An 11857-nucleotide genomic window follows, 5' to 3' on the forward strand; every position below is an offset into this window, starting at 1 on the left:
ACACTCCGCGGAACACTCCTCGGGCGGACCGACCGAACAAACCAGACAGACCGGATCGACCGGACCGACCGCCGTGTCGGGCCCGTCCGGGCTGCGCGGTTTCACCCGCCGCCCGCCGCCCGCGCGGGAACGGTGCGAGCTGTGCGCCGAGCCGCTGTCCGGTGAGCACCGGCATCTGGTCGACACCCGTAAGCGGTCGCTGATGTGCGCCTGCACCGGCTGCTATCTGCTGTTCACCCGGCCGGGCGCGGGCGCGGGCCACTTCCGCGCGGTGCCCGACCGGTATCTGGCGGACCCGGACTTCACCCTGGACGAGGAGAGCTGGAACCGGCTCCAGATCCCGGTCGGCCTCGCCTTCTTCTTCCGCAACTCCGAGCTGGACCGGCTGGCCGCGTTCTACCCCAGCCCGGCGGGCGCCACGGAGAGCGAGCTGGACCCGGACACCTGGCGCGACGTCCTCGGCCACAGCCGGCTGGCGGCATTGCTGCGGCCCGACACCGAGGCGCTGCTGATCCGGCGCGAGCGCGAGGCGGAGGGACTTGGCACGGGTGAGTGCTATCTGGTGCCGGTCGACGCCTGTTACGAGCTGGTGGGCCGGATGCGGCTGCACTGGCAGGGGTTCGACGGCGGCGCCGAGGCGCGCGCGGATCTGGCGGACTTCTTCGCCCGGGTCCGGGCCGCGGCACGCCCCCCGGCGGAGGAGGACGGCCCATGACCGAGCTGGAGTTCTCCTGTCTCGACGTACGGCCGGAGCCGTACGGCACCGGCCCGACCCTGCTGTTCCGGCTGCGGATCGAGGCGGCCGGCGGTGCGCGGGTGCACGCCCTGGCGCTGCGCTGCCAGCTCCGGATCGAACCCGTCCAACGTCGTTACACCCCGGTCGAGATGGAGATGCTCGGCGATCTCTTCGGGGAGCCCGACCGGTGGAGCAGCACGCTCAAACCGCTCCAGTTCGCCCATGCCTCGGTGACCGTGCCCGGTTTCACGGGTGCCACCGAGATCGAGCTGCCGGTGCCCTGTACGTACGACATGGAGGTGGCGTCCGCCAAGTACTTCCGCGCCCTCGCGGACGGCGAGGTCCCGCTCCTGCTGCTGTTCTCCGGCACGGTCTTCACCGGTGAGCGCGGCTTCACGGCGGAGCCGGTCCCCTGGCACAAGGAGACCGGCTTCCGGATGCCGGTCAAGGTCTGGCAGAACATGATCGAGCAGTACTTCCCCGGCTCCGGCTGGCTGCGGGTACGCGACGACTGTCTGGAATCCCTGCGCCGTTACCGCTCGGAGCGGGCCCTGCCCTCCTGGGAGCGGGTCTTCGAGGAGCTGCTGCGCACCGCCGAAGGAGGGCAGCCATGACCGGGGACACCGTGGAACGGGTGACGGCGGGCTTCACCGAGGCCCGCCGGGTCGCGGACGCGCTGCTGTTCGAGGGGTATGTGCTGTATCCGTACCGTGCCTCCGCGCGGAAGAACCAACTGCGCTGGCAGTTCGGCGTATTGGTGCCGCCGGCCTGGCAGGACGCGGGCGGCGAGCACACCTGGCAGCGTACGGAGTGCCTCCTGGAGCCCCGCCGCGCCGACCGGCTCCTGGTGGAGCTGCGGTTCCTCCAGGTGCGCCGCCGTTCGGTCGAGCGGCTGTCGCCGGACGGCGAGAGCTGGACCGAGGTGGCCGAACTCGACCTGCCCGACCGGGTCCTGGTGCCCTGGGACGAGGGCGAGGAGGAGCGCGTCGCACTCGACGTGCCGCTCGACCGGCTCACCGGGGAGGGGCACACGCGGCGGTTCGAACTGCCCGGCGGGGTGGAGCACGAGCCGGTGTACGACGGTGCGGCCGGGCTCGTCGGACGTCTGGTACGCCACACCCGGCCGCTGGCGGGCGAGATCCGGCTCACCACCGAGCCGCTGCCCGGTCCGTACGGGGCGCTGCGGCTGACCGCGACCGTACGCAATGTGTCGGCCTGGACGCCCGGTCCGCAGGAGACCGGCGACCGCGAACGCGCGCTGCCGCACAGTCTGATCGGGGCGCATCTGCTGCTGGGGCTGCCCGGCGGGCGGTTCCTGTCGATGGCGGACCCGCCGGAGTGGGCCGCCCCCGCGGCACGCACCTGCCGCAACGAACACACCTGGCCGGTGCTGGCCTGCGCGGAGGGCCGGGACGAGGTCATGCTGTCCTCGCCGATCATCCTCGACGACCACCCCGAGGTCGCGGCGGAGAGCCCGGGACCGCTGTACGACGCCACCGAGATCGACGAGATCCTCTCGCTGCGTACGGCCGCGCTCACCGAACGGGAGAAGCGCGAGGCGCGCGGGACGGACGCCCGTGCCGCCGAGGTGATCGATCTGGTGGACGGCATGCCGGCCGAGGTGATGGAGCGGCTGCACGGCGCGATCCGCGGACTGCGGGAGGTGACCGGCGAGTCGACGGGCGGGACGACGGGCGGGCGGGAAGGCCGCCGTACGACGGCCGGTGACGCCCCGGGCGGGGCACGGTCCTCGGACGGTGCGCGGCCCTCGTCCGACGACGGCGGGATCGACCTGTCGTCCGACGACGGCGGGATCGACCTGACCGTCGTGGAGCCGTCCGCCGCTCCCCTCCCGGCCGGGCTCCGGCTGCCCACCGGCCCGGGACTGCCCTGGTGGGACCCCGCCCGGGACTCGGCACCGGCGCCCGGCGGGGGCACGGTCACCGTCGACGGGCAGGCGCTCGGCGCCGGAAGCAGAGTGCTGCTCCAGCCGGGACCGCGCAGGTCCGACGCCCAGGACATCTTCCTCACGGGCCGCGCGGCGACGGTCGAGGCGGTGCTGGAGGACTTCGACGGCGAGACCCATATCGCGGTCACCGTGGACGGGGATCCCGGCATCGACGTACGGCGCGAGCAGGGCCGGTTCCTCTACTTCCGCCCCGACGAGGTGGATCCCCTGCCGGAGCCCGCGCGGGCCCCCGCCCGGGACGGCGAAGGAGGGGTGTGACATGGCCGCCACGGACTCCGTCTCCGTACCACTGCCGGACAGTTCGCACGGCAGGACCCTGATCGCGGGCATCGGCAACATCTTCCTCGGCGACGACGGCTTCGGCGTCGAGGCCGTCCGCAGGCTGTCCGGCCGGCCGCTGCCGCCCGGGGTCGATCTGATGGACGCGGGCATCCGGGGTGTCCATCTCGCCTACCGGCTGCTGGACGGCTACCGCAGGCTCGTCCTGGTCGACACGGTCGACCGCGGCGCTCCCCCTGGCACGGTCTATGTGATCGAGGTGGACCCGGCGGGCGCCTCGCCGGAAGGGGCGCCGCCCGCCCGGCTGGACGGGCACGGCATGGACCCGGCGGCGGTGCTCCGGCTGGTCGGCGATCTGCACGCCGGGGCGGGCGGCACGCTCCCCGAACACGTCCAGGTGGTCGGCTGCCAGCCGCTCTCCGCCGAGGAGGGCATCGGGCTGAGCGAGCCGGTGGCCGCCGCCGTCGGACCGGCGGCGGACCTCGTACTCGACCTCGTACGGCGCCCGCCGGGCGCGGTCGACGGCACGGCACACCGAAGGAGATGAGTTTCATGCACACGACACGTCCGATGAAGGGGATGGACCACGCCAGGGACACGGATCTGACCTGGTTGTGGGTCTGCGCCGGGGTGGTCATGGCCGGAGTGGCCTACGAGACGGCGAAATCCGTGCCCGACCTGCGCCGCTATCTGCGCATGCGGCGCATGTGAGCGGTGACGGGCGGGTGGGAGGTCGCCGGTGCCGGCGGATCAGCCGGCGCTCGGATCAGCCGCCGGGTCGGGGTCGGGTGCCGGCCGGATCACGTGGCGGGCCGGTGCCCGGACAGCGGCTGTGCGTCGGCGTCGCTCCCCGCGAGATCCGGACCGTTCAGCTGCGCATAGCGCTCCAGGAACAGGTGCAGCGTGCTGTGCAGCTCCCCCAGCCGGACGAACCACAGCGCCAGGCTCATCGCCCCGGCCGCGGTGATCTCGTACTCCCGGCGGGCCGGTCCGGAGGCGGACGCCCGCCACTGGGACGAGATCTGGCCGCACTTCTCCATGCCGCGCAGCAGCCGGTAGACATGCGCGGACTCGGCCTCGGCCCAGCCGAACGCGCCCAGCCGCTGCGTCAGTTCGTACCCGTGTCCTGGCCGTTCGGAGAGCAGCAGCAGGATGACGGGGGTCATCAGCGCCCGGCGTTCTGTGTCGTGCGTCGTCATGGCGGCGATCTCCTGCGGGTGGCCGGGCGACGGTGCGGTCAGTGGCCCTCTCCCACGCTAACCAGCCCGGACCGGCCGGGCCAGCCGTCATCCGTCGGCGCGGCAGCGGACCGCAGGACCCGACAGGACTCCTCGACGAGGTGAGAGCCGTGCATGAACTGTCCATCGCCACCGCCGTGGTCGCCCAGGTGGAGGAAGCCGTCCGTACCAACGGCGGCGATCGCGTCCTCGCGCTGCGGCTGCGGATCGGCGAGCTGGCGGGTGTGGTGCCGGAGGCGCTCCGGTTCTCCTTCGGGCTGGCGAGCGAGGGAACGGTCCTCGCCGGGGCCCGGCTGGAGGTGGAGACCGTCCCCGGCCGCGCCCGCTGCGAAGGCTGCGGCCGGGAGAGTGACACCGGCGTGCCGCCGATGCTGTGGTGCGTCGACTGCGCGCGCCCGCTCGGCGAACTGCTGTCGGGACGGGAGCTGGAGATCGCCGAGGTCGTCCTCACGGATCCCTCGGATGCGCCGGACCCGGTCAGCGGTGACGATCGGGATACGCCCGAGGAGGCAACCCATGTGCCGAGTGGTTGATCTGCGTCAAGCCGTGCTGGCCAAGAACGACGCCAGTGCCGTGGAGTTGCGCGAACATCTCGCCGCCCGTGGAACGACGGAGGTGAATCTGCTGTCCAGTCCCGGCAGCGGCAAGACGGCGCTGCTGGAGGTGCTGCTCGCGCGGGCCGTCGCCGGGGGCACCGCCGTCGCCGCGGTGACCGCCGACCTGGCCACCGAGAACGACGCGCGGCGGCTCGCCCGCGCCGGTGCGCCGGTCAAACAGGTGCTCACGGACGGGCTGTGCCATCTGGAGGCCGGGATGCTCCGGGCGCGTCTGGACGGCTGGCTGCCGCGGGACACCCGGGTGCTCTTCGTGGAGAACGTCGGCAACCTGGTCTGCCCCGCCTCCTACGACCTCGGGGAGAGCCTGCGGATCGTACTGGGCTCGGTGACCGAGGGCGAGGACAAACCGCTCAAGTACCCGACGGCGTTCGGCCTCGCCCATCTCGTGGTCATCACCAAGACGGACATCGCGGAGGCCGTCGAGTTCGACGCGGCGGCGTTCCACCGCAATGTGCGGCAGGTGAATCCGGGGGTGCCGGTGCTGGAGACCTCGGCGCGAACCGGCGCGGGGGTGGACGAACTGCTGGCCCTGATCCTCGGGGTCGCCGACGGGGCCCCCGTCCACCGGCCGGTGCTCGCGCATCAGCACGAGCGGTATCTGCACCACCATCACGGCGACGAGGACGGCCATTCCCACGGGGAGCACGCGGACCACGGGGAGCACGAGGACGGCCATACGCACGAGGGGCACGAGGACGGCCATCCCCACGAACACCCGGCCGCGGCCCCCGTCCCCGTCCCCGGAGCGGCAGACGCGCCATGAGCCGACCCGTGACCGACACCGGCACCGACACCGACGCGGGCACCGACACCGACAGCGCCGCCGCTCCCCCGGGGGAGCGGCGCGCCTCCCTCGAACGCCGGAGTGTCGTCGTACGCGGGGTCGTCCAGGGCGTCGGCTTCCGCCCGTTCGTGTACGCGCTCGCCGGCGAACTGGGCCTGACCGGCTGGGTCACGAACAACGCGGACGGTGTCGAGACGGAGGTGGAGGGGGCGCTCCCCGACGTGGCGGCGTTCTGCCGGCGGCTCACCTCCGACGCTCCCCCGCTGGCCGTCGTCGAATCCGTCCAGCTCAGGACCGTACCGACCGCGGGCGGCAGCGGGTTCACCATCCGCCCCTCGGCGGGCGGCAGTGGCCGCACCCTCGTCTCCCCCGACATGGCGACCTGTGACGACTGTCTGTCGGAACTGGCCGACCCGGGCGACCGCCGCTACCGCCATCCGTTCATCAGCTGCACCCACTGCGGCCCCCGGTTCACCGTGGTGACCGGACTGCCGTACGACCGGGCGTTGACCACCATGGCCGGCTTCCCGCTCTGCGCCGACTGCGCGCGCGAGTACGCAGACCCCGCCGACCGGCGCTTCCATGCCCAGCCCGTCGCCTGCCACGCCTGCGGTCCCCGGCTCACGCTCGTCACCCGGGGGTCCACCGGCCCGCGTCCGACCGGTGAGGACGCCCTGGCCGGGGCGCGCCGGCTGCTGGCCGCGGGAGCGGTCGTCGCGGTGAAGGGGCTCGGCGGCTATCACCTCGCCTGCGACGCCTCCGACCCCGCCGCCGTACAGACGCTGCGTACGCGCAAGAACCGTGGCGCGAAGCCGTTCGCCGTGATGGCCGGTTCGCTGGAGACGGTGGAGCGCCTCGTCTTCACCAGCCCGCTGGAGCGTGATCTGCTGCTCGGCCGGCGCAGGCCCGTCGTCCTGCTGCGGCGCCGTGACGGTTCCGGGTCGGGAGCCGGGTCCGGGTCCCGGGGCAGGGCCGGATACGGGTCGCGGTCCCTCGTCACGGACGGTGTCGCGCCCGGCAGTCCCGATCTCGGGGTGCTGATGCCGTACACGCCCGTACATCATCTGCTGCTGGGCCTGCCCGGTGATCCGGCCGGCCCGCCCGTGCTCGTGATGACCAGCGGAAACCGTTCCGGCGAACCCATCGTCACCGATGACGAGGAGGCGCTGGTCCGGCTGGACGGTCTCGCGGACGCCTGGCTGACGCACGACCGGCCGGTGCGGGTGCCGTGCGACGACTCGGTGGTACGGGTGTGCGCGCGGCAGGAGTTGCCCGTACGGCGCTCCCGCGGCTACGCGCCGCTGCCGGTCGTCCTGCCCGTCGCGGTGGAGCCCGCGCTCGCCGTCGGCGGGGATCTGAAGAACACCTTCTGTGTCGCGGAGGGCCGGTACGCGTGGCTGTCCGCGCATGTCGGCGACATGGACGACCTGGCGACGCTGACCGCCTTCGAGAGCGCGGTGGGCCAGCTCTCCGAGCTGGCCTCGGTCACCCCCCGGGTGCTCGTCGCGGACCGCCATCCCGGCTACCGCTCGGGCCAGTGGGCGGACCGCCACGCGGAGGGCCGCCCGGTGCGCCGCGTCCAGCACCACCACGCGCATGTGGCGTCCGCGATGGCCGAACACGGCCTGGACGGCTCGGCGCCGGTGATCGGTGTGGCCTTCGACGGCACCGGCTACGGCGACGACGGCGCGGTGTGGGGCGGTGAGGTGCTGCTCGCGGACTACGACGGCTTCCGGCGGTTCGCCCATCTCGCGTATGTGCCGTTGCCGGGCGGCGACGCTGCCGTGCGCAACCCGTACCGGATGGCGCTCTCCCATCTGCGGGCGGCGGGTCTGCCCTGGTCCGAGGAGCTGCCGTGTGTCACCGCGTGCCCGCCCGCCGAACGGCGGCTGCTGGAGCGTCAGCTCGACCGGGGCATCAACTGCGTGCCCACCTCCAGCATGGGACGGCTGTTCGACGCCGTCGCGTCGCTCGCCGGGGTGTGCCATCGCGTGGAGTACGAGGCCCAGGCGGCCATGGAGCTGGAGCACGCGGCGCTGACGGCGGCCGGGGACATACGGTCCTCCGGCTACCGGTTCGGGCTGCCCGCCGCCCCGAGGCCGGGGGAGGCGCCACTGCCGGCCGACCCCGCGCCGGTACTGGCCGCCGCCGTCGAGGACCTGCGGGCGGGCGCGGACGCGAGCACGGTGGCCGCCCGGTTCCATGGCGCGGTCGTCTCGCTGGTGCACGAGGTGTGCCGGGCGGCCCGTGACCGTACCGGCCTGGCCACCGTCGCGCTGACCGGCGGCGTGTTCTGCAACGCCCTGCTGACCAGCGGCTGTGCGCAGCGGCTGGAGCGCGACGGATTCACCGTGCTGCGGCACCGCACCGTACCGCCGAACGACGGCGGGCTGGCGCTCGGCCAGTTGATGGTCGCCGCCAGGACGAGGCCGAACTGACCCACCGGCCGGGTTCCGGCCGGACCGACCACCCCTTGACCACCGCTTGACGTGAAGGAGGAGCGATGTGCCTTGCCGTGCCCGGCAGAGTGCTGGAGATCGAGGAGCGCGACGGGACCCGGATGGCCCAGGTCGACTTCGGCGGCGTCATCAAGGACGTCTGCCTGGAGTACGTGCCGGAGATGAAGATCGGTGACTACGCGATCGTCCATGTCGGCTTCGCGCTCCAGCGGCTCGACGAGGAGTCCGCGAAGCAGACACTGCGGATCTTCGAGAGTCTGGGCGTTCTGGAGGAGGAGTTCGGCGACGCGTGGGGGCGGGCCGCGCGGGAGGCGGGCGCCGAGCGTCCGGCCGGCACGCCGGCGTCCCCGGGGCCGGCGCGGACCGGTCCCGCCGACCCCGACCCCGATCCCCTCAGTCCCCGGCTCTGAGCGCGCCCGTACCCCGCGTCCCGTACCCCGAGCCCCACGTCCCGCGTCCTGAGTCCCCCGTCCTGAAGGAGGAGACCAATCGATGAAGTATCTCGACGAGTTCAGCGATCCCGAGCTGGCCCGGCGCCTCTTCGACGAGATCCGCGCCACCGTCACCCGGCCCTGGGCCCTGATGGAGGTCTGCGGCGGCCAGACCCATTCGATCATCCGCCATGGCATCGACCAGCTGCTCCCCGAGGGCGTCGAACTCATCCACGGCCCCGGCTGCCCGGTCTGTGTGACCCCGCTGGACACCATCGACAAGGCGCTGGAGATCGCCTCCCGCCCCGATGTGATCTTCTGTTCCTTCGGCGACATGCTGCGGGTGCCCGGCAGTGGCCGTGATCTGTTCAAGGTCAAGAGCGAGGGCGGGGACGTACGGGTCGTGTACTCCCCGCTCGACGCGCTCAGGATCGCCCAGCGGAATCCGGACCGTCAGGTGGTCTTCTTCGGGATCGGGTTCGAGACGACGGCGCCGCCCAACGCCATGACGGTCTACCAGGCCAGGAAGCTGGGCATCGAGAACTTCAGCCTGCTGGTCTCGCACGTACGCGTGCCCCCGGCGATCGACGCGATCATGAACTCGCCCGACTGCCGCGTGCAGGCGTTCCTGGCCGCCGGGCACGTCTGCACGGTGATGGGGATCGGTGAGTATCCCGAACTCGCCGAGCGGCACCGCGTCCCCATCGTCGTCACGGGCTTCGAACCGCTGGACATCCTGGAGGGCATCCGGCGTGCCGTACGGCAGTTGGAGGCGGGCGAGCACACCGTCGAGAACGCCTATCCGCGCGCGGTCCAGGCGGAGGGGAGCCCGGCCGCGCAGGCCATGCTGGCCGATGTCTTCGAGGTCACCGACCGGGCCTGGCGCGGTATCGGCATGATCCCGGCCAGCGGCTGGCGGCTGTCGCCCGCGTACCGGCAGTACGACGCGGAGCACCGCTTCTCGGTGACGGGGATGCATACGGAGGAGTCCACGGAGTGCCGCAGTGGTGAGGTGCTCCAGGGGCTGATCAAACCGCATCAGTGCGAGGCGTTCGGTACGACCTGCACCCCGCGCAATCCGCTCGGCGCCACGATGGTGTCGAGCGAGGGCGCCTGCGCCGCGTACTACCTGTACCGCAGGCTGGCGACACCGGACGCGGCGGGCACCGCCGGTACGCGCGAAGAGGTGACTTCCCTTGGCTGAGACGACCGGGGTCCGGGTGACCGAGGCGGACGCCGTCCTGCCCGAAGCGCCGCCCGCCATCGCCGACTTCTCCGGGTGGACCTGTCCCGCCCCGCTCCGTGACCACGCGAAGGTCGTGATGGGCCACGGCGGCGGCGGACAGCTCTCCGCCGAACTGGTCGAGCATCTCTTCGCACCGGCGTTCGGCGGCGACGTCCTCGCGGAGCTGGGCGATTCCGCGACCGTCACCCTCGGCGGGGTGCGGCTCGCGTTCTCCACCGACTCGTATGTGGTGCGCCCGCTGTTCTTCCCGGGCGGCAGTATCGGGGATCTCGCGGTCAACGGAACGGTCAACGACCTGGCCATGATGGGCGCCACGCCCGCCTATCTGTCCTGCGGGTTCATCCTTGAGGAGGGCGTCGAACTCGCCACGGTCGGCCGGGTGGCCGAGGCGCTCGGAGCGGCCGCCAGGGCCGCGGGCGTGGTCGTCGCCACGGGTGACACCAAGGTCGTGGACGCGGGGCACGGCGACGGGATCTTCATCAACACGGCGGGCATCGGGCTGATCCCGGACGGGATCGACATCCGCCCGCGCCGCGCCGCGCCCGGCGATGTGGTCATCGTCAGCGGTCCGATCGGTGAGCACGGCGTGGCGATCATGAGCGTCCGGGAGGGCCTGGAGTTCGGGGTGGAGATCGTGAGCGACACGGCGCCGCTCGCCTCGCTCGTCCAGGCCATGCTGAACGTCTGCCGCGATCTGCATGTGCTGCGGGATCCGACCCGTGGCGGGCTCGCGACCTCGCTCAACGAGATCGCGTCGGCGGCGGGGGTGGGGATCACCCTGCGGGAACGGGCGCTTCCGGTCCCCGGCTCCGTCGCCAACGCGTGTGCCTTCCTCGGCCTCGATCCGCTGTATGTCGCCAATGAGGGCAAGCTCGTGGCGTTCGTACCGCCGGAGCACGCCGACGAGGTGCTGGCGGCCATGCGGGCGCATCCGCGGGGCCGTGGGGCCGTGGTGATCGGCACATGCACGACGGACCACCCCGGCATGGTCGTGGCGCACACCGGTCTGGGCGGCACCCGGGTGGTGGACATGCCACTGGGTGAGCAGCTCCCCCGTATCTGCTGACGCGCCCCGTATCCGCCGGTGCGCGCCGCGGCCCGGACACGGCGGGACCGGCCGGCCCGGACACGGCGGGGGCCGGCCGCCGCGCACGCCGCCGGTCAGAACTCCTCGTGGTGCTCCGGGTCGCCGCCGAGCCTGCGGTGCGGACCCGCCGAGATCCTGTCCAGTTCACCGGCCGTCAGCTCGAACCCGAAGATGTCCAGATTCTCCCGCTGACGGCCGGGGTCGGCCGACTTCGGGATGGGTACGGCGCCGAGCTGGGTGTGCCAGCGGAGCACCACCTGCCCCGGGGTGACGCCGTGCGCTTCGGCGATCGCCACGGTCTCGGGGTCCTTCAGCAGCCGGCTGCCCCGTCCGAGCGGACTCCAGCTCTCGGTACGGATCCCCTTGGCCGCGTGCACGGCGCGCAGTTCGTCCTGGGGGAGGTCCGGATGCATCTCGATCTGGTTGACCGAGGGCAGGACACCGGTCTCCGCCTCCAGCCGCTCGATGTGCGCCGGAGTGAAGTTGGAGACTCCGATGGACCGGACGAGCCCGTCCTCCCGGAGCTTGATCATGGCCTTCCAGGAATCGACGTACTTGTCCACGCGCGGCAGCGGCCAGTGGATGAGATAGAGATCCACGTAGTCGAGGCCGAGCTTGGCGCGGGACTCCTCGAAGGAGGCGAGGGTCTCGTCGTAACCGTGGTGCCGGCCCGGCACCTTGGTGGTGACGACGATGTCCTCGCGCGGCACTCCGGCGCGCGCGACACCCCGTCCGGTGCCGGTCTCGTTGCGGTAGTTGAGCGCGGTGTCGATCAGCCGGTAGCCGAGCGCCAGCGCGCCGGCGACGGCCTTCTCGCACGCGTCGTCGTCGAGCGGATAGGTGCCCAGACCGACGGCGGGCAGGGCGGTTCCGTCGTTGAGCGTGTGGACCGGTGTACTGGTCACGGATCTCTCGCTTTCCTCGCGCGTACCGGTCCGTCCAGCGTAGAACGGGACCGCCCGCCGGACCCGGCGGGCCGCGGCCGGTCACCGCGGCGCCGACCGTGGCCCG

13 protein-coding genes are annotated in these 11857 nt (G+C 72.6%); 11 read left to right on the forward strand and 2 right to left on the reverse strand.

Annotated features, from left to right (window positions below; genetic code table 11):
* Positions 1 to 73 precede the first annotated feature (73 nt).
* Genes ACIOGX_RS27465 through ACIOGX_RS27485 form a run of 5 tightly spaced genes read left to right on the forward strand, consistent with a single transcriptional unit; the run spans position 74 to position 3695 of the window.
* Positions 74 to 715 (forward strand): DUF5947 family protein, encoded by a 642-nt coding sequence (locus tag ACIOGX_RS27465; RefSeq protein WP_356513756.1) that lies wholly within the window; start codon positions 74 to 76, stop codon positions 713 to 715.
* A complete protein-coding gene (locus ACIOGX_RS27470; protein WP_356513355.1) occupies positions 712 to 1350 on the forward strand; it encodes a DUF6084 family protein in 639 nt (212 codons plus the stop codon). Before ACIOGX_RS27465 ends, ACIOGX_RS27470 begins: the two co-directional genes overlap by 4 nt.
* Positions 1347 to 2963 (forward strand): hypothetical protein, encoded by a 1617-nt coding sequence (locus tag ACIOGX_RS27475; protein WP_401917146.1) that lies wholly within the window; start codon positions 1347 to 1349, stop codon positions 2961 to 2963. Before ACIOGX_RS27470 ends, ACIOGX_RS27475 begins: the two co-directional genes overlap by 4 nt.
* A 1-nt stretch (position 2964) precedes the next feature.
* Positions 2965 to 3531: a hydrogenase maturation protease gene (locus ACIOGX_RS27480; RefSeq protein WP_401917148.1), complete on the forward strand. Its 567-nt coding sequence runs from the start codon at positions 2965 to 2967 to the stop codon at positions 3529 to 3531.
* A 5-nt stretch (positions 3532 to 3536) separates the two neighbouring features.
* A complete protein-coding gene (locus ACIOGX_RS27485; protein WP_165371973.1) occupies positions 3537 to 3695 on the forward strand; it encodes a DUF6893 family small protein in 159 nt (52 codons plus the stop codon).
* Between the two features lie 89 nt (positions 3696 to 3784).
* On the opposite strand, the gene ACIOGX_RS27490 is transcribed toward ACIOGX_RS27485, so the two are convergent.
* Complete coding sequence (locus ACIOGX_RS27490; RefSeq protein ID WP_356513349.1) at positions 3785 to 4183, reverse strand: helix-turn-helix transcriptional regulator; 399 nt, start codon at positions 4181 to 4183, stop codon at positions 3785 to 3787.
* 149 nt (positions 4184 to 4332) lie between these two features.
* Between ACIOGX_RS27490 and ACIOGX_RS27495 the strand changes: the two genes are divergently transcribed.
* From ACIOGX_RS27495 to hypE, 6 genes are all read left to right on the forward strand, one after another.
* Complete coding sequence (locus ACIOGX_RS27495; RefSeq protein ID WP_401917152.1) at positions 4333 to 4755, forward strand: hydrogenase maturation nickel metallochaperone HypA; 423 nt, start codon at positions 4333 to 4335, stop codon at positions 4753 to 4755.
* The gene (gene hypB, locus ACIOGX_RS27500) at positions 4739 to 5602 is read left to right on the forward strand and encodes a hydrogenase nickel incorporation protein HypB (RefSeq protein WP_401917155.1); all 864 of its coding nucleotides are present in this window, start codon (positions 4739 to 4741) and stop codon (positions 5600 to 5602) included. Before ACIOGX_RS27495 ends, hypB begins: the two co-directional genes overlap by 17 nt.
* The gene (gene hypF, locus ACIOGX_RS27505; protein WP_401917158.1) at positions 5599 to 8061 is read left to right on the forward strand and encodes a carbamoyltransferase HypF; all 2463 of its coding nucleotides are present in this window, start codon (positions 5599 to 5601) and stop codon (positions 8059 to 8061) included. The genes hypB and hypF overlap by 4 nt, the downstream gene beginning before the upstream one ends.
* Positions 8062 to 8126: 65 nt before the next feature.
* On the forward strand, positions 8127 to 8492 hold the full coding sequence (locus ACIOGX_RS27510; RefSeq protein ID WP_401917161.1) for a HypC/HybG/HupF family hydrogenase formation chaperone: 366 nt from the start codon (positions 8127 to 8129) through the stop codon (positions 8490 to 8492).
* Positions 8493 to 8574: 82 nt separating this feature from the next.
* Positions 8575 to 9717 carry a hydrogenase formation protein HypD gene (hypD, locus tag ACIOGX_RS27515; RefSeq protein ID WP_401917164.1) on the forward strand — a complete coding sequence of 381 codons (1143 nt, stop codon included), beginning with the start codon at positions 8575 to 8577 and terminating at the stop codon, positions 9715 to 9717.
* 118 nt (positions 9718 to 9835) lie between these two features.
* Positions 9836 to 10825, forward strand: coding sequence for a hydrogenase expression/formation protein HypE (gene hypE, locus ACIOGX_RS27520; protein WP_356513754.1), 990 nt, complete (start codon positions 9836 to 9838; stop codon positions 10823 to 10825).
* Between the two features lie 95 nt (positions 10826 to 10920).
* On the opposite strand, the gene ACIOGX_RS27525 is transcribed toward hypE, so the two are convergent.
* Entirely contained in the window at positions 10921 to 11751 is an 831-nt protein-coding gene (locus ACIOGX_RS27525) for an aldo/keto reductase (RefSeq protein ID WP_356513337.1), read from the reverse strand.
* Positions 11752 to 11857 lie beyond the last annotated feature (106 nt).

It is taken from the genome of Streptomyces sp. NPDC088147, assembly GCF_044741565.1.
GTDB lineage: Bacteria > Actinomycetota > Actinomycetes > Streptomycetales > Streptomycetaceae > Streptomyces.

Bases quoted from the DNA above. Each gene is read 5' to 3' on its own strand.
- hypF (WP_401917158.1), top strand. From the start codon at position 5,599: ATGAGCCGACCCGTGACCGACACCGGCACCGACACCGACGCGGGCACC.
- ACIOGX_RS27485 (WP_165371973.1), top strand. From the start codon at position 3,537: ATGCACACGACACGTCCGATGAAGGGGATGGACCACGCCAGGGACACG.
- ACIOGX_RS27510 (WP_401917161.1), top strand. From the start codon at position 8,127: ATGTGCCTTGCCGTGCCCGGCAGAGTGCTGGAGATCGAGGAGCGCGAC.
- hypE (WP_356513754.1), top strand. From the start codon at position 9,836: ATGGGCCACGGCGGCGGCGGACAGCTCTCCGCCGAACTGGTCGAGCAT.
- ACIOGX_RS27475 (WP_401917146.1), top strand. From the start codon at position 1,347: ATGACCGGGGACACCGTGGAACGGGTGACGGCGGGCTTCACCGAGGCC.
- hypB (WP_401917155.1), top strand. From the start codon at position 4,739: ATGTGCCGAGTGGTTGATCTGCGTCAAGCCGTGCTGGCCAAGAACGAC.
- hypD (WP_401917164.1), top strand. From the start codon at position 8,575: ATGAAGTATCTCGACGAGTTCAGCGATCCCGAGCTGGCCCGGCGCCTC.
- ACIOGX_RS27480 (WP_401917148.1), top strand. From the start codon at position 2,965: ATGGCCGCCACGGACTCCGTCTCCGTACCACTGCCGGACAGTTCGCAC.
- ACIOGX_RS27470 (WP_356513355.1), top strand. From the start codon at position 712: ATGACCGAGCTGGAGTTCTCCTGTCTCGACGTACGGCCGGAGCCGTAC.
- ACIOGX_RS27490 (WP_356513349.1), bottom strand. From the start codon at position 4,183: ATGACGACGCACGACACAGAACGCCGGGCGCTGATGACCCCCGTCATC.